This window comes from Thermoanaerobacter siderophilus SR4 (assembly GCF_000262445.1).
GTDB lineage: Bacteria > Bacillota > Thermoanaerobacteria > Thermoanaerobacterales > Thermoanaerobacteraceae > Thermoanaerobacter > Thermoanaerobacter ethanolicus.
The window spans coordinates 807772-828262 of the sequence record NZ_CM001486.1; the positions used below are offsets into that span (position 1 = coordinate 807772).

18 protein-coding genes and 2 pseudogenes are annotated in these 20491 nt (G+C 34.8%); 2 read left to right on the forward strand and 18 right to left on the reverse strand.

Annotation, left to right across the window (positions count from 1 at the left end; translation table 11 throughout):
• Positions 1 to 70 precede the first annotated feature (70 nt).
• From THESIDRAFT1_RS03940 to THESIDRAFT1_RS12895, 4 genes are all read right to left on the reverse strand, one after another.
• Positions 71 to 2383, reverse strand: coding sequence for a vitamin B12-dependent ribonucleotide reductase (locus THESIDRAFT1_RS03940; protein ID WP_006569588.1), 2313 nt, complete (start codon positions 2381 to 2383; stop codon positions 71 to 73).
• Positions 2384 to 2561: 178 nt separating this feature from the next.
• The gene (locus THESIDRAFT1_RS03945; protein ID WP_003871311.1) at positions 2562 to 3047 is read right to left on the reverse strand and encodes a thioredoxin family protein; all 486 of its coding nucleotides are present in this window, start codon (positions 3045 to 3047) and stop codon (positions 2562 to 2564) included.
• 21 nt (positions 3048 to 3068) lie between these two features.
• Positions 3069 to 4496: an aspartate aminotransferase family protein gene (locus THESIDRAFT1_RS03950; RefSeq protein WP_006569589.1), complete on the reverse strand. Its 1428-nt coding sequence runs from the start codon at positions 4494 to 4496 to the stop codon at positions 3069 to 3071.
• 20 nt (positions 4497 to 4516) lie between these two features.
• On the reverse strand, positions 4517 to 4744 hold the full coding sequence (locus tag THESIDRAFT1_RS12895) for a DUF896 domain-containing protein (RefSeq protein ID WP_003871309.1): 228 nt from the start codon (positions 4742 to 4744) through the stop codon (positions 4517 to 4519).
• A 147-nt stretch (positions 4745 to 4891) separates the two neighbouring features.
• Here THESIDRAFT1_RS12895 and THESIDRAFT1_RS03955 point away from each other — a divergent pair, with 147 nt between their 5' ends.
• Positions 4892 to 5530, forward strand: coding sequence for a DUF1614 domain-containing protein (locus tag THESIDRAFT1_RS03955; protein WP_003871308.1), 639 nt, complete (start codon positions 4892 to 4894; stop codon positions 5528 to 5530).
• 35 nt (positions 5531 to 5565) lie between these two features.
• Here THESIDRAFT1_RS03955 and THESIDRAFT1_RS03960 read toward each other — a convergent pair whose 3' ends face one another.
• The 13 genes and pseudogenes from THESIDRAFT1_RS03960 to THESIDRAFT1_RS04025 all read right to left on the reverse strand — a co-directional run bounded on the left by THESIDRAFT1_RS03960 (position 5566) and on the right by THESIDRAFT1_RS04025 (position 18498).
• A complete protein-coding gene (locus THESIDRAFT1_RS03960; protein ID WP_006569590.1) occupies positions 5566 to 7563 on the reverse strand; it encodes a S9 family peptidase in 1998 nt (665 codons plus the stop codon).
• Between the two features lie 103 nt (positions 7564 to 7666).
• A complete protein-coding gene (sfsA, locus tag THESIDRAFT1_RS03965; protein ID WP_003867821.1) occupies positions 7667 to 8359 on the reverse strand; it encodes a DNA/RNA nuclease SfsA in 693 nt (230 codons plus the stop codon).
• A gap of 10 nt (positions 8360 to 8369) precedes the next feature.
• Positions 8370 to 8738 carry a 6-carboxytetrahydropterin synthase QueD gene (gene queD / locus THESIDRAFT1_RS03970; RefSeq protein ID WP_003871306.1) on the reverse strand — a complete coding sequence of 123 codons (369 nt, stop codon included), beginning with the start codon at positions 8736 to 8738 and terminating at the stop codon, positions 8370 to 8372.
• 3 nt (positions 8739 to 8741) lie between these two features.
• Positions 8742 to 9241 (reverse strand): annotated as a pseudogene (folK, locus tag THESIDRAFT1_RS03975) (2-amino-4-hydroxy-6-hydroxymethyldihydropteridine diphosphokinase).
• Positions 9238 to 10050 (reverse strand): dihydropteroate synthase, encoded by an 813-nt coding sequence (gene folP, locus THESIDRAFT1_RS03980; protein ID WP_006569591.1) that lies wholly within the window; start codon positions 10048 to 10050, stop codon positions 9238 to 9240. The pseudogene folK and the gene folP overlap by 4 nt, the downstream one beginning before the upstream one ends.
• Before the next feature lie 12 nt (positions 10051 to 10062).
• Positions 10063 to 10629 carry a GTP cyclohydrolase I FolE gene (gene folE / locus THESIDRAFT1_RS03985; RefSeq protein ID WP_006569592.1) on the reverse strand — a complete coding sequence of 189 codons (567 nt, stop codon included), beginning with the start codon at positions 10627 to 10629 and terminating at the stop codon, positions 10063 to 10065.
• A gap of 107 nt (positions 10630 to 10736) precedes the next feature.
• Positions 10737 to 12236, reverse strand: coding sequence for a lysine--tRNA ligase (lysS, locus tag THESIDRAFT1_RS03990; RefSeq protein ID WP_006569593.1), 1500 nt, complete (start codon positions 12234 to 12236; stop codon positions 10737 to 10739).
• Positions 12237 to 12255: 19 nt separating this feature from the next.
• Positions 12256 to 12729 carry a transcription elongation factor GreA gene (gene greA / locus THESIDRAFT1_RS03995; RefSeq protein WP_003867815.1) on the reverse strand — a complete coding sequence of 158 codons (474 nt, stop codon included), beginning with the start codon at positions 12727 to 12729 and terminating at the stop codon, positions 12256 to 12258.
• Positions 12730 to 12892: 163 nt separating this feature from the next.
• The gene (locus tag THESIDRAFT1_RS04000; protein ID WP_003871470.1) at positions 12893 to 13981 is read right to left on the reverse strand and encodes an NAD(P)H-binding protein; all 1089 of its coding nucleotides are present in this window, start codon (positions 13979 to 13981) and stop codon (positions 12893 to 12895) included.
• Positions 13982 to 13994: 13 nt separating this feature from the next.
• A complete protein-coding gene (locus THESIDRAFT1_RS04005; protein ID WP_006569594.1) occupies positions 13995 to 14903 on the reverse strand; it encodes a hypothetical protein in 909 nt (302 codons plus the stop codon).
• A 4-nt stretch (positions 14904 to 14907) separates the two neighbouring features.
• Positions 14908 to 15432, reverse strand: coding sequence for a helix-turn-helix domain-containing protein (locus tag THESIDRAFT1_RS04010; RefSeq protein WP_003871472.1), 525 nt, complete (start codon positions 15430 to 15432; stop codon positions 14908 to 14910).
• A 343-nt stretch (positions 15433 to 15775) separates the two neighbouring features.
• Positions 15776 to 16961: pseudogene (locus THESIDRAFT1_RS14725) on the reverse strand (Ger(x)C family spore germination protein).
• A gap of 1 nt (position 16962) precedes the next feature.
• Entirely contained in the window at positions 16963 to 18498 is a 1536-nt protein-coding gene (locus THESIDRAFT1_RS04025; protein ID WP_006569596.1) for a spore germination protein, read from the reverse strand.
• A 96-nt stretch (positions 18499 to 18594) separates the two neighbouring features.
• Here THESIDRAFT1_RS04025 and THESIDRAFT1_RS04030 point away from each other — a divergent pair, with 96 nt between their 5' ends.
• Positions 18595 to 19704 (forward strand): GerAB/ArcD/ProY family transporter, encoded by a 1110-nt coding sequence (locus tag THESIDRAFT1_RS04030; protein ID WP_003870707.1) that lies wholly within the window; start codon positions 18595 to 18597, stop codon positions 19702 to 19704.
• A gap of 6 nt (positions 19705 to 19710) precedes the next feature.
• Here the strand turns inward: THESIDRAFT1_RS04030 and THESIDRAFT1_RS04035 are convergent, their stop codons facing one another.
• A complete protein-coding gene (locus THESIDRAFT1_RS04035; RefSeq protein WP_003870708.1) occupies positions 19711 to 20478 on the reverse strand; it encodes a type III pantothenate kinase in 768 nt (255 codons plus the stop codon).
• Positions 20479 to 20491 lie beyond the last annotated feature (13 nt).

Here is a 20491-nt window from a genome sequence, read left to right on the forward strand (position 1 = left end):
CTTGTACTTCCCTTTAAATATTTATAAAAAACCTTCTGTAGCAATTGCTACAGAAGGTTTTTTATAAATATCAACCGCATTTAGAATAGCCACAGTTTTTACACACCACACATCCGCCTTCATGCTCTATTGGGCTGCCACACTCAGGGCAAAACTTTTCTTCGTCTAATAAGTCAGCTTCACTCAATGCAACTTCTTCTTTAGGGTCATCTTCATCGCCATTATGATTATTTTCATATATAGGTACATCGATAGGTGCAAATTGCTGCTCCTCTTCCACCCGGATTTTCATCACTTCCTCAATAACCTTGCCAATAGCATCAGGGCAAGATAACACTTTTATTTCTTTGTTTGTAGCCATTTGCCTTAAAGTAGAATGACATCTTATACCTTTTAATTGCTCTACAATTGTCTTAGCATCAATGCCTGAGCGCAATGCTATAGATATAAGCCTACTTGTAGCTTCTGACTGTGAAGGGCATCCACCTGCTCTTCCAAGATTTGTAAATACCTCACATATGCCTTGGTCGTCATAATTAACTGTTATATAAAGATTTCCACATCCTATTCTAACTTTTTCAGTTATCCCTCTTGTCACAGGAGGTCTTGGTCTTGGTCTTAAAGGTTCATTTTTAGTTTGCTCTTCTTTAGGTTTTGCTTCTTCTTTTTTCTCTTTTATGCCCAAATTCAATACTTGCGATTCACGACTTCCATCTCTGTATATAGTAACCCCTTTGCAACCAAGTTTATAGGCAAGAAGATAAGTTCTTCTAACATCCTCTACTGTAGCTTCATTTCTAAAGTTCACCGTTTTAGAAACTGCATTGTCAACATGTTTTTGAAAAGCTGCTTGCATTTTAACATGCCACTCAGGGTCAATATCATGAGCTATCACAAAAACTCTTTTAACATCTTCTGGTATACCCTTTATGTCTTTTAGACTTCCCCTTCGAGCAATTTCTCGCATCAGTTCTTCTGAATAAAATCCTCTTTCAATGGCAACCTCTTTAAATACAGGGTTTACTTCCACCAGTTCTGTATTATCCATAACATTTCGCGTCATAGCTATTGCAAACACCGGTTCTATGCCACTAGAAGTACCTGCAATGATAGATATGGTGCCAGTCGGGGCAATAGTAGTAGTTGTAGCGTTTCGAATTTTTATACCCATTTTTTTGTAAATACTCTTATCATAGAAACCAAAGGTACCTCTTTGTTCTGCTAATTTAATCGATGCTTCTTTGGAAGTTTCATCAATAAACTCCATCAATTCTTCGCCTAACTCTACAGCCTCTTCAGAATCATAGGGAATGCCTAATCTCAAAAGCATGTTAGCAAATCCCATTACGCCAAGACCTATTTTTCTTGTCCCTTTTGTCATCTCCTCAATTTGTGGAAGAGGATATTTATTGGCATCTATTACATTATCCAAAAAATGTACTGCATCATAGACCGTTTCTCTAAGTTTGTCATAATCTATTACGTATCTACCTTCTACCTTTTTTAACATATTTTCAAGATTAATTGAACCTAAGTTACAAGATTCATATGGTAAAAGTGGCTGTTCACCACAGGGATTGGTAGACTCAATCTCTCCAACTTCAGGGGTAGGATTTTTCTCGTTTATTCTGTCTAAAAATACAATACCCGGTTCCCCATTTCTCCAAGCCATTTCTACAATCAGGTCAAAGACTTCTCTTGCTCTTAATCTATTTACAACCTTACCCGTATGAGGATCTATTAGATCGTATTCCCTATCTTCCTCAACAGCCTTCATAAATTCTTCTGTAATAGCCACGCTTATATTAAAATTTGTTATTTCATTGTTATCTTTTTTACACTGTATAAACTCCAATATATCAGGGTGGTCAACACGCAGAATGCCCATATTTGCTCCTCTACGAGTACCACCTTGTTTCACCGCTTCTGTCGCTGCATTAAAAACTTTCATAAAACTAACAGGTCCTGATGCAACGCCTCCAGTGGATCTGACTGTAGCTCCCTTGGGTCGTAAGCGAGAAAAGCTAAATCCCGTACCCCCACCACTTTTGTGAATAATTGCCGCGTACTTTACCGCGTCGAAAATCTCTTCCATAGAATCTCCCACAGGAAGAACAAAACAGGCAGAAAGCTGACCTAATGGCCTACCGGCATTCATTAACGTAGGAGAATTAGGTAAAAAGTCCAGAGCTACCATCATATCATAAAATCTCTTCTTTACTGCTTCTACATCAGCATTTTTGTCATAGATTAAATCCACTTCAGCGATAGTCTTTGCAACCCTTTCAAACATTTCCTCAACTGTCTCAATAGGCTTGCCATTTTCATCTTTAGCTAAATACCTTCTCTCCAGAACCTTCCTCGCATTCTCAGTAATTTTCACAGGAAATTCCTCCTCTTATGTAAAACCACAATATTTTGTATGTTACTTATTAAATTATACATTTTATTGTGGATTCTGCAACCTCCAAAACTATCCGATTAACTTTATTATCTCCCTTTACTATTAATTTTCGTTTAAAAGCTTAATAAATTAAACGAATTTAAAAAACCCGGCACAATTACCGGGACAAAATATTAACAATTTCCTCAATTATGTTTTTATCATATTTCCCTTTAAGATAATCTCTTTTCCACTCTCCTTCTCCACTTTTTGCAAGTTCTTTTACTATTTCAGGTCTTTCAATCCAATGACCAATTTCTTTAAAATCTTTATTCATAAATACAAAAGTGGGTATTTTAGCTTTACCATCTATATAATAAGGTTTCATGTGCTCTTCGTTACCTTCTCTTTTTAAAATTCTCAGTTTAAAATTTTTATTATAACTTGCGATTTTTGCAACTATAGGCACATTAACTTGAGAATCAGGACACCAACTCTCAGCAAATGCCAAAATATTTATCTCATCTTTAAATTTTATTTTCACTATCAAGTCTTCATCTAAGACTGTCTTTTCATATCTCTCTTTTATTCTTTTAGCAATGTTCTCCTCCGATTCTCTTACAAATTCCTCAAAAGTTATTCCTTTTTCAAACAATTCTCTCAAAGTTAATTCACCTCTTTCAATTTACTGCCTTTTAAATAACGATCCTAAAACAGTTTTTGCTCCCGAGACAGTAATCCCTAAGAAGCTACTATTTCTTGTGAGAATTTCATCTAAAGCATCTACAACTTTGTCAATTTGTTCTTTTGTCACAATTAAAGGTGGCTCTAATCTTATTACATTTGGGTTATTCAAAGTGTAAGCCGTTATAATTCTGTGTTTATTTTGAAGCTCTCCAGCAATTAAAGAGCCGAGGTATTCACTTGAAAGCTTTGAAATAGCTCCTCCAGAAATCTTGTCAAGAAGTCCACCTTCTGGTTGATTAAACTCTATTCCTATTAAAAGCCCCTTTCCTCTAACATCTTTTATAAGTTTTGGATGTTTTTCTTTTAATTCTTTCAGTCGACCTAAAAAGTATTCACCTTTTTCTTTTGCAGCATCAGGAAGCTTTTTCTCTATAATAGCTTGTATTGAAGCAATCGCAGCTGCACAAGCATAGGTATTACCGCCAAAAGTAGAAGTATGTAAAAGAGCTTTTTCCATAGTCCCATAAGCTTTTTGCCATATTTCCTCTGTGGTTATATAGGCACCGATAGGCATAACTCCTCCACCTAAAGACTTCGCAAGGCACATTATGTCTGGAACTACTCCTTCGTGCTCACATGCAAACATTTTTCCTGTTCTTCCAAACCCAGTTTGCACCTCATCTAAAATCAAATAAGCATCATACTTAGTACAGAGCTCTCTTACCTTTTTCAAATATCCCTCAGGAGGAACGATAACTCCGCCTTCCCCTTGGATAGGCTCTACTATAAAAGCAGCAACATCTCTACCTTTCAAAGCTTCCTCCAAAGCTTTTTCATCTCCAAATGGAATAGGAACTGTCTCCGGCACAAGTGGTTTAAAATACTTTTGATATTTTTCTCGTCCCGTCACTGAAAGGGCACCCATGGATTTGCCGTGAAAAGAGTTTTGGCAGTAAACTATTTTTTGTTTCCCTGAAGCAATTTTAGCAAGTTTTAAAGCTCCTTCTACTGCTTCAGCTCCGCTGTTACAGAAAAAGCTCCTTTTAAGATTCCCTGGTGTCACTTTTGCAAGATTATGAGCAAGAACTCCTGGCAAATTTCCAATAGCCGCTTGCAATATATTAGGCATATATTTTACTTTTTCTACAGCTTCAATGACTTCATCAGGGTTATGCCCCAAATTTAAAGCACCATATCCTCCTAAAAAATCATAATACTCATTTCCTTCATTGTCCCATACTGAAACTCCCTTAGCTCTTACAAAAAGTTTATCAAACTGAAGCATTGAAAGCATAGAGACAAACACTGAATTTATGTATTCTTTGTAATTTTCTCTGACTTGATTTTTGTTCAAAGTAAGTGCCTCTTCTAAAGTGATATATTCTGGAATGTCGTCTTTCACTTTCCCCTTTGTTCCTTCATACATTTTTCATCTCTCCTTTATCTTTAATGTCTGTGGTGGTGATGATGGTGATTATGGTCATGTCCACAATGGTTGCAACTATTTTCAGCATATTTAATACTATCCAACTCTCTTTTAACCCTTTCCCGTATTTCCTTAACATATTCTTGCCTTAACCTCTTCTGCTCTTCCTTCTCTTCTTCAGTCAGTCCTTCTGTTTGTGATTTGTGATAAAGGAAATTTATTCTATCTATCATCTCTTTTGTTATCATTGCTTCACCTCGTCGAATAAATTTTGACAAATATATTATATTCCTTTTTCCCAAAAAACAAAAGAATTTTTATAAAGTAATGGATATGACCATCACTTTTATGATATTATAACAATATAGTAGCAAATATTTAAGGAGGTTTTTGTAATGCCTTTAATTTGGATACTTTCCCTAATATTGTTGTTTCCTTTTTTGATATTTACATTTTTTGTGCAGGCAACAACTTTTTCTTTTGCAAAATTGGGATTATCTCCCCAAATGGCAGTTTTTGTTTTTAGTTTATCTTTAATAGGAAGTGTGATCAACATTCCTATATCTCGAAAAAAAATTATTGTCCATGAAGAAGAGCGGTATTTTTCCCCATTCCTTTTTTACTATCCCCCACGAGTGCAAGAGCAAGTAATTGCAGTAAACGTAGGGGGAGCTGTAGTTCCCGTCATTCTCAGTTTGTACCTTTTGCCGAGGGCACCACTACTCCCAACTATAATAGCTACTATAATAGTTACAATTGTAGCAAAAGCACTAGCTAAACCTGTACAAGGAGTAGGCATTACCCTCCCTGCCTTTATACCGCCTCTTGTGGCAGCTGCCTCTGCAATTTTATTATCTCCCCACAATGCAGCACCTGTTGCATATATCTCGGGAGTTTTAGGCACATTAATTGGAGCAGACCTTTTAAATTTGCCTCACTTTAAAGATTTAACCTCTCATGCCATAAGTATAGGAGGCGCAGGTATATTTGATGGAATCTTTTTAGTAGGTGTAGTAGCCGCTTTATTAGCTTAAAAAACGCCCTACTGTGAAAGTAGGGTGTTTTTATTTTACTTTAAATACTTATTAAACCACTCTGTTATCTCTTTAAGCCTTCTTATTCTGTGTTTAGGCTTGCCACTTCTTGAAAGTTCATGATTTTCACCGTGGAAAAGCACCAGTTTTGATTCCACGCCAAAATATTTAAGAGCGCTAAACATTTGCAGGGCTTCTGCCATCCAACATCTATAGTCTTCATCTGAATGCAAAAACAAAGTAGGAGTTTTTACTCTATCAGCGTATTTTAAAGGCGAATGTTCCCAATACTTTTCAAAATTATCCCAAGGTGTTCCTCCTATTTGGTCAGGGACAAAATAATAACCTATATCTGTAGTCCCAAATTCTGTTGTCCAATTAGATATACTTCTTTGAGAAACGGCTGCTTTGAATCTATCTGTATGACTTATAATCCAATTTGTCATAAATCCTCCATAAGAGCCCCCTGTCACTCCTACTCTTGAAGGGTCAATGTCTTTGTAATTTTCCAATACATAATCTGTGAATTTCATTATATCCTCATAATCTATTGTACCGTATTTACCTCTTATATCAGCAAACTCATTGCCCCTTCCATCGCTTCCTTTTGGATTGCAGAAAAATACAAAGTATCCTTCTGCCGCCCAGTACTGCATTTCGTGAAAATAAATTTCGCCATATACAGTTTTTGGTCCTCCATGGATATCCAATATAGCAGGATATTTTTTGCCTTCTTCATAGTCTATAGGTCTCATAATCCATCCATCTATAACATGACCAGCTCTTGTCTCTACTTCCACTCTCTCAGGTTTGGAAAGCTTCCTCTCTTTTTGAACCCATTCATTAAAATCTGTTAATTGCTTTTCCTCTCCATTTTTATACTCATAAAGCTCTAAAAGCTTTAAACCTCTAAAACCGATAAAGAGAATATTTTCCCCTTTTACATCAAACATGTCAACAGACCCATCTGATGCTATCACTTTTTCTATTTTCCCATTTACATCTATCCTGTTAAGGTATGCATTATACCTTTCTGTAGATATAAAGTACAGATAATCTCCTTCTACTTTAAAACTATAGCCAGAACCATATCTAGAATCAGATCCAACAGAATTGCCTAAACTCATATCCAAATCAGGAGTTATGCACTTTTTCTCACCTGAATCAACATCTAAAAGGTAAAACTTGCTATTTTCATTGATTCCATATTTCTTCATGTCAGTACCTGTGCAAATTATTTTGTCTCCTAAAAAGTCAGCATATCTATAGGAAAAATCTTCGTCTCTATTAATTTTCTTTACTTCATTAGATGCAACATCATAAATATACACATCGCTTACAAGGTCCATTTTATCTTTATAAGTCCGCCCTATGAATACTGCTTTACTTTTATCTCTGTTTAACTTAAACAAAGATACATCTGTGTATTCGTCAGTAATAGGTTGTAACTTATTTTCATTAGCACGATATAAATACAACCTCTCTCTATCCTTATTTATAAAACCTGCTCCATTTACCCAATAGGGAATTTCATCTAAAACTTTGTAATCTTTTTCTTCTTTCCTTTTCTTTAGCTCTTTTTGTTTTTCTTCCTCACTTAACCCTTCCAACTCTTTTTCATTTACGTTATATCTTGCTGTCAGTAAAAAAGTGTTTTCATCAATTGGTTCAATATTCATAACCTTCTTAGGAATTACAAAAGCCTCTAATGCCTCTCCTCCATGGATGTTTATTTTATAATACCTAGTAAATTCCTCTCCACTCTCTGCCTTTTCTTTATCTTTAGGATTCCTGCTACCTGAAAAAAGTATGTTCTCATTATCTAGCCACACAAAACCCCTTTCCTCATTAAAAGAAGTTAATTGAAAGTATTTCCTACTTTTTATATCTAAGAGCCATATGTTAGAAAGATATTTGTTTTCTTCTACATCCATTCTATGTACTACAAAAGCTGCATAATCGCCATTTGGAGAGTATTTCAAACCAGACAAAAATTTAAACTTTGTAAAGTCCTCAAGCTGTAATTTTTCCATTAAAATCGCCCCCATTAAAAATGTTTACAACTTCATTATAACATATATTTGCTAAAAATCTAAAAATAAAAAATTACATCAAGAGACGCTAAAAAGGACAGGGTCATAACACAACTTCCACCCTGTCTTTTAAAAACACGTAGTTTTCTCCAACATCACAGGTATAGGCATAGGCTTCTACTCCTTTACCTACAGCCTCTCTTAGAAACTTCCCAAACTCCGGGTCTTGCTCGTCATTAGGGGTAAAATATTTTATATCATCCATTTGAATTAAAAAAATTACTGCTGCCCTCATACCTTCTTTTTTTACTTTTATAAGCTCTTTTAAATGTTTCCTTCCTCTTTCTGTGGGAGCATCAGGAAATTTTGCAACACCTTCTACTTCCAGAGTTACTCCTTTGACTTCTACATAGCATATCTCTTTTCCTTTTGTAAGCTTTATATCAAATTTACTGTTCCCAAAAGTTTTTTCTTTTTCTACAATGTCATAGCCTTTAAATTCCTCAATAAGCCCCATCTTTATGCTCTCTAAAACTACTTTATTAGGCACTTGTGAATCGATAGATATAAGTCTTTTCCCCTTATAAGCAAAAGCCAACTCGAAGGGTGTTTTTCTGCCTTGCCTATCTCTTACTTCAAGGATAACCTCTGCTCCCGGGACAAATATCTCTTTACACCTTCCCGTATTAGGCACATGTACTAAAGTCTTTTCTCCGCTATTTAACTCTACATAAGCTTCAAATCTATTGATTCTCTTTATGAATTTCCCGTAAACAATTGGATTTGTAATCACCATTTTAAAAACCTCATACAAAATCTTTTTCAGTAATTTCTGCAAAACTTGTGGGGGTTTCCCACAATCTCAATTTATAAAGATGATAGTTATCTCCTTTTAGCACGGGCTCTAATTCTTTCCATATCCACAAAAGAATATTTTCGCAAGTAGTGTTAAATCCTAAAACTTCATTTAAATACTTATGGTCAAGCTTTTTTACAACTTTCTCATTTACTATTTCTTTAAGCTTCACAAAATCTATTACCATTCCTTCTCCGTCAGGCTTCCCCTCAACTGTAACTTCCAGCTTATAGGTATGACCGTGAAGCTCCTCACACTTCCCATTGTAATTTATAAGATTGTGGGCACTGTCAAAAGTAAAAATTTTTGTCACTTTCATTTTTTACACCCCATTGTACCAATTCTCTTTATACAGCTTAACTCCTTCTTTATCAGGCAACTCCGCTATTAAATCTTTAATATACACATCTCCTTTTTTTATAAAAGGGTTTATATCCGAAAGAGGAATCAACACAAAAGCTCTCTCCCACATTCTCGGATGAGGAATAGTCAACACTTCATCGTTTAATTCAATATCATCGTACAACAGTATGTCAATATCAATAGTCCTTGGACCCCATCTTATGAGTCTTTGTCTTTTTAATTTTTTTCAATTTCATTTACAACTTTTAATAAGTCATAAGGCCCAATGTTTGTCTCCACTTCAACTGCAATATTTAAAAACATATCCTGGTTTAAATATCCTACAGGTTTTGTTTCATAAATAGGAGAAAGCTTCTTTAAAATTATGCCTTCCCAGTGTTCTAACTCAAAAACGGCTCTTTTTAAATTTTCTTCCCTATCTCCTAAATTAGAACCTAAAGATAAATACACTTCACTCATCTTCTCACCATCGCATCAGTCATCTTAGCAACTCTTAACATCTGCTTTACATCGTGAACGCGTACAATATCAACCCCTTTTACAATCCCAACAGCAACTGTTGCAGCAGTCCCTTCCAATCTATCCTCTACTTCAAGGTTTAAAACTTTTCCAATCATGGATTTCCTAGAAGTACCTAAAAGCACAGGAAGTCCTAAAACTTTTAATTCTTCTAATCGATTCATGACCTCAAGATTATGATCTAAAGTTTTTCCAAAACCTATCCCTGGATCTACTACCATTTGACTTTTATCAATTCCTGCTTTTTCTCCTATCTCTATGCTTTTTTGTAAAAATTTTATTATATCCTGAACAACATCTTCATATTCTGCTACATTGCTGTTATGCATCATTATTACACCTGCATTGTATTTTGCAACTACTTCCGCCATTTTGGGGTCCCTTTGAAGTCCCCATACATCATTTACTATGTGAGCACCTGCTTCTAAAGCTCGAAGTGCCACATTTGATTTCATAGTATCCACAGATATAATGACATTTGAAATTTTTGAAAGCTTTTCAATGACAGGTATAACTCTTCTCATTTCTTCTTCTTCATCCACTGGAGTATGTCCTGGCCTTGTAGACTCTCCACCTATATCTATTATGTCAGCTCCTTCTTCTATCATTTGAAGAGCTCTTTCTATGCCTTTTTCTAAAGTATTATACTTTCCCCCATCTGAAAAAGAATCAGGAGTCATATTTAAAATTCCCATTATGTAAGTTCTTTTTCCAATCTCCAAGCTTTTATCCCTGCACCTAAATAGCATAATCTACCTCCCTTATCTTTTAGAGTTTATCAAAGACATTACCTCTGCCCTTGATTTTTCATCTGTTCTAAATATTCCTCTCAAAGCAGAAGTAACAGTCTTAGCCCCCGGTTTTTTGATACCTCTCATTGTCATACACAAATGTTCTGCCTCAATGACAACGGCAACACCTAAGGGATTCACTGCTTCCATTATGGTATCTGCAATTTCACTTGTCAACCTCTCTTGAAGCTGTGGTCTTTTTGCTAAAATGTCTACTATACGGGCTAATTTTGAAAGGCCTAAAATTTTACCCTTTCTAGGCAAATAGGCCACATGGGCAGCTCCTATAAAAGGCAAGAGATGATGTTCGCACATAGAATAAAGCGGAATATCTTTTACAAGTATTATTTCTTGATGTTCATCCTCCTGAAAAATCTTTATAACATCTTTTACATCCGTATGAAGACCCGCAAAAATTTCCTCATACATCCTTGCAACTCTATCAGGAGTCTCAAGGAGCCCCTCCCTATCCGGATCTTCACCTATGGCTTCAAGTATGTCTCTTACCGCTTTTTTAATCTTTTCTTTATCTATCATATGTGATACCCCTTTATTTAAAAAGTCGACAACTTTATTATATTATTTTTATCTCTAAAAAGCCAGTCCTTACAAAAAAGTTAAAAAGCAGTCTTTCGACTGCTTTTCTAATCATTTCTAGGTTTCATTGTCGGGAATAATATCACATCTCTTATAGAATAAGCATCTGTCATAAACATCACAAGTCTGTCTACCCCTATGCCCAATCCTCCAGTCGGTGGCATACCAACCTCAAGAGCATTTATAAAATCTTCATCCATCATATGGGCTTCTTCGTCACCGGCTTCTCTTTGTTTTAATTGTTCTAAAAACCTTTCTTTTTGGTCTATAGGGTCATTTAATTCTGAAAAGGCATTAGCCACTTCTCTTCCGTAAATAAAGGCTTCAAATCTAGAAGTAAATGCTGGATTGTCGTGTTTTCTCTTAGCTAAAGGAGAAATCTCTACTGGATAATCCATAACAAAAGTTGGCTGTATCAAATGTTGTTCTACCAGCTCATCAAAAACAAGTGCTATTACTTCTCCCTTTTTCATTCCTTCTTTTGTCTCAAGGTTTAATCTCTTCGCTATCTCTACTGCTTCTGCATCTGTCTTAACTTCATTAAAGTCTACACCTACATATTCTTTTATTGCATCCACCATAGTAATTCTCTTCCAAGGAGGTGTCAAATCTATTTCTGTTCCTTGATAAACTATTTTCGTAGTACCGTTAACCTTTTGGGCCACATAGGCAAATAATTGTTCTGTAAGTTCCATCATACCGTAATAATCCGTATAGGCTTCGTAAAGTTCCAACAAAGTAAATTCCGGATTGTGCCTTATATCCATTCCTTCATTTCTAAAAACTCTGCCCATTTCATATACTTTTTCAAGTCCACCCACAATAAGTCTTTTTAAGTGAAGCTCTAAAGCAATTCGCAAGTACATATCAATGTCTAAAGCATTGTGATGAGTAATAAAAGGTCGTGCTGCAGCCCCACCCGCAATAGTATGAAGAATAGGAGTCTCCACTTCTAAAAATCCTCTATTGTCAAGAAATTCTCTTATCGCCTTTATTATTTTCGTCCTCTTTAAAAATACCTCTTTTACTTCGGGATTTATTATTAAATCCGTATATCTCTGTCTATAACGCAAATCAGGGTCTTTTAAACCGTGCCATTTCTCTGGAAGTATTTGAAGAGATTTAGACAAAAGCTTAAAGTCTGTTACGCGAATAGTTATTTCACCAGTTTTAGATTTAAATACCTCGCCTGTAACCCCTATTATATCTCCAATGTCGAGGATTTTAAAAATTTCATAATTCTTCTCTCCTACTGTATCATACTTAACGTAAATCTGTATCCTGCCATCCCTATCTTGAATATCTGCAAAAGAAGCTTTGCCATGGGCTCTTTTGGACATAATTCGTCCTGCAAGAGTCACTACTTTGCCTTCAAAATTCTCGTAATCGTTTTTAATATCAGAGGATACATTAGTCCTTTCAAACCTGTCAATACCGTAAGGTTCTACTCCCATGCTTCTTAAAATATTTAATTTTTCTCTTCTTATTCGCAAAAGTTCATTGAGTTCTTCAGTGTTGTTCCAAATGTTATCATTTGAATTAGACATATTATACCTCCATCACCCTTTATTTGCGTATTTCTAATATTTTTAACTTTATAATTCCAGCAGGAACTTCAACAGAGACAACATCTCCTACTTTTTTCCCTAAAAGCGCTTTCCCTATTGGAGATTCGTCAGATATCTTGTTATTCATTGGGTCAGCTTCTGCTGAACCTACAATTGTATACTCTACTTCTTCATTATAGGATTCGTCATACACTTTTACAGTACAGCCAATGCTAACCTGGTCAAGTTTTATGTCTTCTTCGTCAATCACTTTTGCATTTTTAAGCATGGCTTCTAAGGTAGCTATTCTTCCTTCTATAAATGCTTGCTCGTTTTTTGCTTCGTCGTATTCTGAGTTTTCACTTAAATCTCCAAATGCTCTCGCTTGTTTTATCTTTTCTGCTACTTCAGCTCTTTTGACCGTCTTTAAATATTCTAATTCTTCCTCTAATTTTTTAAGTCCCTCATAAGTTAAAATTACAGGCTTGCTCATAGACGATTCTCCTTTTTATAAAAATTGAAAATTGTATTTTATTCATATGTAGCAATAATGAAATTTATGTTAATATTAATACACAAGCACTGCTTCAGCAGTGCTTGTGTAATTTTCCATGTGGATTATTATAAATCAGTTAACAAATAAAGTCAAGTCTAAATTATGCAAATTTCCACTCTTGTAATCTCTTTTTAGCGTTTTTTCTCACAGATTCTATCTTTTCCATTGTAACTTCTCGCTCGAAACTTCTAAATCCCGCCAATTTAAACCCATGCTTTTTAGCAAGTTTTGATATCTCATCCACTTGTTCTACAGTCAAATCTCGCCCTAAAGAATAATTCTCAATTCGTCCTTCCATAGCAAGAATCATTGTCTCTGCCATACAGGCATAACTTGTTTTAGGTGGAAAACCAAAGTTAAAGTGGAAGTCTACATCGCCAGGCACCTCTACTACTCCACCTTCTATGACTAAAACATCATCTCTTTTATCCGCAACTTCCTTTGACACATCTCTCGGTCTTGCTACATCGCATACAACAGCCCCTGGTTTTAGATATTCGGGTTTTATCACCGTATCTACTGCACTTGTAACAGTGATTATTATATCCGCGTCTTCTAAGGCTTCTTTTACATCTGAAGTGATATGGGCAGACATACCCGTTTTTGTTAAAAGATAGTCTCTAAAGTTTTGCAATTTTTCTTTATTTCGTGCTACAAGTGTCATGTATTTAGCATCTCGGGACAAAATTTCTGCACAGACTTTGCCGATTGAGCCTGTCGCTCCTATCACAACGACATGAGAATCTCTTACATCTTTACCCATCATCTCTGCGGCTTTTACTGCTCCTTCTATTGCTGTAGCGACTGTATAACTGTTGCCAGTAGTTACAGCGATGTTTGAATTTTTAGCAATTGTTATCCCTGCATCTCCTACAACAGAGGTCATAGCCCCCAAGCCGACAACTTCTGCACCTAAATTTTCTGCAATTTTTACCGCTTTTATTATTTTATTTAAAACATAGTCCTCAGGCAATTTTAACATTTGTTCAGAGGTCAAAGGAACCGCCACAAACCAACCTTCTGTCTCAGCATATTCGCTTTTAACCCCTGTTATTTCGGAAACTTTCATAGGAGGAAGAAGTCTTGTAAAACCTTCCACAACTCTTTTGGGAAACTTCTCCATTATTTTAAACTTGCGGCTTACATCTTCGTACTCTATAGGATGTATTATAAAACCAAATTTATGCATATTTATTACCTCCCTATTTTTGTAAATATTCTATTCTAGGTTCAAAACCTATTTTATCCAAAAGTTCATCGTAATCTTGTGGCGTCATTTCTTCTTGTTTTTTACCTGCTATTGCCACAAGAACTCCTTCCATCACATTTGTTCCAAAAGACCTGCCATTTATGTTGGGGGTAGTAGTAATTAATAGTTCCACCCCCCTCTCTTTTATCATTTCCACATCTTCCTGTGTAACTGTGTTAGTCACAATTATCTTCCCATCAAGCCTTTCAGGCATGTATTTTTTGATAAAAAGAAAATCCCCTGCAATTATGTCTGCTTCTTTATAAAATCTTTCATATTTTTTACTGTCTATTGATAATTGCTTTTCTCCTGTCGGATACAACATTTCAAAAGGCAATTTAACAATAATTGGAGCTAATATAGCCGCCAAACCATACAATAACTTTAACGAGTGAAGAGGAATAGGAATTCCTAATGCAAAAATTAAATCCCCTATAATAAGCTTTGCTCCTTCTTCAGAAAAAGTTTGAGCCATTCCAAATCTATCCATAGCACTTACAATAAGCACTTTTTTCCCTTTTAAATCAACTATACCTTTTTTCTGTATGTATTTTATTACTTTTCTTTCAAGTGTATTTTTAAGCCCCGAGCCGTCCACAATTGGCGTAATCTTTGCTGCATTTTTTAACGGCAATGCATCTTTTATGATATATCTTTTATTGCCTGCTGAAAGGTATAAATCTATTCCTCCCATTCCAAAAGCGTCAACTTTTCCATCCAACTCTTTAATAAGTTCTATGGCTTTTTTCAAGTCCCCATCAGTTCCTATTCTTTCTATTATAAATTTTTCTCCTAAAATCTCTACCTCTGCTGTTTTATTTCTTGTGGAAGAACCTATGCTTATACTTACAACCCTCTTCATATTTTCACCCTTTCAATGAATTCAATATCTCTTTTACTACTTCAGGGTCAACATATACATCTTCTGTCAAAGGAGAATGTCCAATATTTATAGTTATGATATCTCTGTCAAATATAGCTTCTACCAATTGGCTCCTTTTGTCTGAACCTAAAAATATTATCACGTCGTGAGATTGAATTTTAGCAATCAAGTCCATTACCATGTTAAAAAGCTCCACACCACTCATGTTTTCAGCCAAGCTCAATCTCTCTTTCTCAGACAAAAGAAGTGTAAAATTAACTCCCCACTCTCTTAAAAGCTCTTCCAATTCCTCTTTATTTTTTATAGGAAAACCTACTACAGCAATATTTCCTCCTTTTCTAACCTCACCTAAACTTTCTAGTCTCGATACAAAACTTCTGTCAACTTTAAAGCGAGAGGCAACCTCTTGCTGTGAAAGACCATTTTGTCTCATTTCAATTATTTTATCTATTATGCCGTGCAATTTCTCTAAATTTATAGTCTTATCACCAATTTTAATAAATTTCATTTGCACAACCTCCAGTGTGCACATTTTGTGCTCACATTAATTACAATTTTAATACTTTTTTAAAAAAATTTCAATACTAAAAAGAAAAATAATCCAGAAACTTTTCTGGACTATTGGCCCCAAAACTTCTCAATAGGTTTTAATAAATGATTAATTATTCTATTAGTGGAAGTAATTTGAACATTTAAAAGGTAAAGAAGATTAAATACATATCCTGCAATTAAAAAGACAAAAAACACAACAACCTCCTTGACCTTTTTTTCTCTTACAAGTCTTGGCACCTCAATAAAAGAAAAAAGGACAAATAAAAGAGTAAGCATAATCACTTTAAAAATCATTTATCTCACCTCGGATGTATAGGCTTAGAAGACAGTCCTGACCTTTTTATAACTGATTTTACTGCTACGTTAAATTTCACATCAGGGTAAATTTTATCCCAATCTTTTTCAACTTCTTTCCATAATGCAGGATTTCTTTTGTGCAAAATGTCTACAAACCCTACTACATCAGCATTGTACTTCTTTTGAAGTATAAAAAGGGCATGTTCTATGGCAGTTTTTATTTTTTTGCTTACCATGGTTTGCAATTTCTCCAGGTTTTCTGGCTCAGTTAACTCATATTTTGTTTCTTGCTCATTTAAATAAGCTTCTACATTTACTTTTATGTCGAAAGAAATATCACCATCTTTTATTTTAGGAGAAATTTGTGTGCGCGCTTTAGTAACTACAAGAGAGATATGGGCCTTTTCTCCTTTTAGACCTTTATCTAAAGTCAAGGTACTTCTTTTTAATTTATTCATAAGTGTAGCAACTGCTTTTGTATCTTGTTCTTCTAAAAAGCCAATTAATTTGTCATTGTCAAACACTGCAGAGCCAGACAGTCTAATCCCTGTGGCTTTTCCATCTTTTTTTACAATCACGAGTCTTCCTGTAATAGGCGCTTTTTTTAGGAATTTCCAATGTTTCAATAAATTCATTTAAATCAGAAACATAAGAAGAAGCCGTATTTGCCTGATTTGATATAAGCCCCATAACTTCTTTATAAGGATATCTTTCCAGTTCATTAGAGCTGGGAAGATTAAAAAGTTCTTGTATGCTTCCCCCTGTTACAACTAATATATAGGCAGTCCTCCTAAACTCAGGATTTCTCGTCATAAAGTCTAAAGTTTGATATATCCCTGAGCGCGCAAATTTTTCATCTAAAAATATTATTTCGTTATATTGCATAAAAAGGCTCCTTGGCAACTCATCATTTAAATTAGCAAAAGCTTTCGCAAAATCTACACCACTGGCTTGGAAGACAGCATAAGGTTTGCCAGCTGCACTTCCTCCTCCAGTCCCACCGGTACCGCCTCCACCTGCTGTAAGAAGGCCCGGTTTTAAAATTTCTACAATGAGATGTATCATGTCGTCTTTTCCTCTTTCAATACCTAATCCCTGGACAAATGCTAATTGATTTATTTCTCTCTTGTCCCAGCAACCCGTCAGTAAAATGGCAATTGTCAAAATTAATATTATAAATCTTTTCATATTATCCTCTTGTATCCTCCTGCCTTACAATATTTTTTCTCTGTATAGTTCGAGGTCTTAATATCTTTGCCCACCATGGTATCCTTATAAGCACATCAGACAACTCTTGAGTCTTACTTGGTGCCATAGGTGCAAGATATGACACTCCAAAAGATTCTAGTGATGCCATATGAGCTAGTATCATCATAACCACCATTATTATCCCAAAAAACCCTAAAGTCCCAGCCGCAATCATTATGATAAATCTTAAAAGCCTAAAAGTTATGGCTATATTAAAAGCCGGAATTGCAAAGGAAGCTATTCCCGTCAATGCCACCACAATAACCATTGCAGGCGATACAAGTCCTGCTTGCACAGCTGCTTGTCCTATTACAAGACCTCCAACAATGCTCACAGCCTGACCTACTTGCATAGGAAGCCTAATTCCTGCTTCTCTAAGTATTTCAAAAGTGACTTCCATGAATAAAGCCTCTAAAAGAGCAGGAAAAGGTACTCCCTCCCGCTGTGCAGCTACAGAAATAGCCAGTTGCGTAGGTATCATTTCTTGATGAAAAGTAGTCTCTGCAATGTATATTGAAGGAAATAACAAAGCCGTCAGCATAGCTATAATCCTCAAAACTCTAAGAGCTGAAGATAAAAAATATCTCTCATAATAATCTTCCCCTGCTTGAAAAAATTGTACAAAAATTGCAGGAACTGTAAGCACAAAAGGTGAACCATCTACCAATATTGCTACTTTCCCTTCTAAAATTTCTGCACTTACTCTATCCGGCTTTTCAGAATGAGCTATTTGGGGAAAAGGAGAAAAAGGATTATCTTCTATAAATTCTTCTAAATAGCCACTGTCAATTACTCCATCAATTTGAACTTTTTTTAATCTTTTTTTCACTTCTTGAACTACTTTATCCTCTGCAATACTCTTTATATAAGCAATAGAAACATCAGTTTTAGAATATTTACCTATTTTCATATTTTCAATTACAAAATCAGGGTGTTTTATTCTCCTTCTAAGCATAGAAGTATTTATTCTTAAAGTTTCTACAAAAGCCTCTTTAGGACCTCTTACATAGGATTCTGTAGTAGACTCAGCTATATTTCTTCCTTCCCATCCCTTTGTAGAAATGATTAATGCTTTTTCCACTCCATCAATTAAAAGTATTGTCTCTCCAGAAAGTAAGTCGTCTATTATATCTCCAATTTTATCTTTTACATTTACTTCTGAAGTTGTTATAAAATATTCATTTATATAATTAAAGAGTTGGTCATTAGTGTATATGATTTTATTCAACTTTCTTGTCTCTATCATTATTGGCTCTAAAATATTTCGAGTAATTAACAACTTATCTACCATTCCATCTACATATACTAAAAAAGCTTTAACTTTTTTATCTCCTATGCTAATTTGCCTAAAAACCATGTCATTATTCCCTTTTAAAAGCACTTGAAATATATATATATTTTCTTCTAATTCTTTGCTAAGAGTCATGTATTGATAATTTTCTTTTACATACTGTGGATCAGGCAATTTATGGGGCATTTTATACACCTCCAAATATTATTATTTCAAGTTTTTTTTAGAATATTATGTTAGTGTCGGACAAATAATAAAAAAAAATGGGTTTGGGAGTCGGTTATGTTTAAAAGAATGGAACAATATGAAAAGACTTCAGAAAAGAAAATTTCTACAAAACAAATGATATTTTTATTGGTCACAACTGTGATCTCAACAGCAGACGTTTTTTTGCCTTCTTTTGTGGCATTAGCTGCAAAACAAGACTCTTGGATTTCAGTCTTAATATCTTTTGTAACCTCCAGTATTGTCTTTGTCTTTTATTATAAACTAGCAATGCTCTTTAAAGAGGAAATACTTTTTTCTTATGTGGACAAGATAGTTGGAAAATTTATAGGCAAAATAATAGCTTTCCTTTATTTATTGTTTATTTTACACGGTATTTCTTTAGTAATGAGAGAATTAATAGAGATCATGGTCAATGCTTTTATGCCTCACACCCCCCCAATAGTTTTCTATGTAGTCTTGATGATATCAGTAATGTACACCGTCTCAAAAGGTTTTTTAGCAATTGTCAAACTAAATGAGTTTTTATTTCCTTTTGGAATGCTCCTATTGGCATTTGTAATCACTTTGGACCTTCCAAAAGTTGATATGACAAATTTTCTCCCAATACTTGAAGACGGCATAAAGCCGCCAATAATAGGTTCAATCCTCATTACTTCCTTCATGCTTGAAACGGTAATAATACTTCTTATATTCCCTCATATCTCAGAAAAAGAAAAGGCTTTAAAAGGAGGGATATTAAGCCTTGGAATATTAGCTCTTAGCATGATGTTGGGAGTTTTAGCAATAGGAATATTTGGAGCAAAAACTGCAGCGAATTTCCAATTTACAGCTTTGGAAATGGTGAGAAATATAAGAATTAGCGATTACATACAGCGATTTGATTCATTGGTAATGGCAATGTGGTTAATGGGAATTTATCTTAAAATTGTAATATTTACTTATCTCTTCGCAAAAGGATTGGCTGAAACGATAAAATCCCCAGATTACCGCTTTATTTTGCTGCCACTTGCTACTTTGTTAATCCCACTTTCCGAAAATGTGTCTGAAAGTTTAGATGGATTGTACACTTATTTTCAAAGATGTTTTCCCTTTGAGGTCTTTTGGTTTGAAGTGTTTTTCCCTATACTTCTTTATATAATCGCAAAAATTAGAAAAATAAAATGAGAGGAATTAGTCTACATTCCTCTCATATATTATTCTTAACCCTTCTAAAGTCAGCATATCATTTACTGTATTAATAGTTTTTGACTCCTCTGCAATCATTTTTGCAAAACCGCCTGTTGCTACTACATATGCATCTGGTGCAAATTCTTCTTTCATTCTACTTACTATATAATCCACCATTCCAACATGTCCATATATGATGCCTGATTGCATGCTGGCCACTGTATTTTTGCAAATAACAGTAGGCGGTTTTGTAAGTTCAATTTTAGGAAGTTTAGCAGTTCTTTGAAAAAGTGCATCAGCAGATATTGCCAATCCAGGAGCAATTATTCCACCTAAATACTCACAATTTTTAGAAATTGCACAAAAAGTAGTAGCTGTACCAAAATCTATTACTATCACAGGGCCTCCATATATTTCATAAGCAGCTACAGCATTTACAATCCTATCTGCCCCTACTTCTTTTGGATTATCATATTTTATGTTTATTCCTGTCCTTATCCCAGGACCCACGATTAAAGGCTTGGTATTGCAGTATTTTATAGTCATTGATTCAAGTGTGTGCATAATAGGAGGTACAACAGAAGAAATTATAACTGCATCTACATCTCTAAGCTTTAAACCATTGTATTCAAAAAGCTGATTTATCAACATCCCATATTCGTCAGAAGTTTTATTCTTGTCTGTAGATATTCTAAAAGAATGCAAGAGTTTCTTCCCTTTAAAAATCCCCATTACAATATTTGTATTTCCTACATCAAAAGCTAAAAGCAAATCCATCACCTTC

Coding starts and splice junctions, on each gene's coding strand:
- THESIDRAFT1_RS03950 (WP_006569589.1), bottom strand. CDS start 4,496: ATGTATGAAGGAACAAAGGGGAAAGTGAAAGACGACATTCCAGAATAT.
- THESIDRAFT1_RS12895 (WP_003871309.1), bottom strand. CDS start 4,744: ATGATAACAAAAGAGATGATAGATAGAATAAATTTCCTTTATCACAAA.
- THESIDRAFT1_RS03955 (WP_003871308.1), top strand. CDS start 4,892: ATGCCTTTAATTTGGATACTTTCCCTAATATTGTTGTTTCCTTTTTTG.
- THESIDRAFT1_RS03960 (WP_006569590.1), bottom strand. CDS start 7,563: ATGGAAAAATTACAGCTTGAGGACTTTACAAAGTTTAAATTTTTGTCT.
- sfsA (WP_003867821.1), bottom strand. CDS start 8,359: ATGGTGATTACAAATCCAATTGTTTACGGGAAATTCATAAAGAGAATC.
- queD (WP_003871306.1), bottom strand. CDS start 8,738: ATGAAAGTGACAAAAATTTTTACTTTTGACAGTGCCCACAATCTTATA.
- folP (WP_006569591.1), bottom strand. CDS start 10,050: ATGCTATTTAGGTGCAGGGATAAAAGCTTGGAGATTGGAAAAAGAACT.
- folE (WP_006569592.1), bottom strand. CDS start 10,629: ATGATAGATAAAGAAAAGATTAAAAAAGCGGTAAGAGACATACTTGAA.
- lysS (WP_006569593.1), bottom strand. CDS start 12,236: ATGTCTAATTCAAATGATAACATTTGGAACAACACTGAAGAACTCAAT.
- greA (WP_003867815.1), bottom strand. CDS start 12,729: ATGAGCAAGCCTGTAATTTTAACTTATGAGGGACTTAAAAAATTAGAG.
- THESIDRAFT1_RS04000 (WP_003871470.1), bottom strand. CDS start 13,981: ATGCATAAATTTGGTTTTATAATACATCCTATAGAGTACGAAGATGTA.
- THESIDRAFT1_RS04005 (WP_006569594.1), bottom strand. CDS start 14,903: ATGAAGAGGGTTGTAAGTATAAGCATAGGTTCTTCCACAAGAAATAAA.
- THESIDRAFT1_RS04010 (WP_003871472.1), bottom strand. CDS start 15,432: ATGAAATTTATTAAAATTGGTGATAAGACTATAAATTTAGAGAAATTG.
- THESIDRAFT1_RS04025 (WP_006569596.1), bottom strand. CDS start 18,498: ATGCCCCATAAATTGCCTGATCCACAGTATGTAAAAGAAAATTATCAA.
- THESIDRAFT1_RS04030 (WP_003870707.1), top strand. CDS start 18,595: ATGTTTAAAAGAATGGAACAATATGAAAAGACTTCAGAAAAGAAAATT.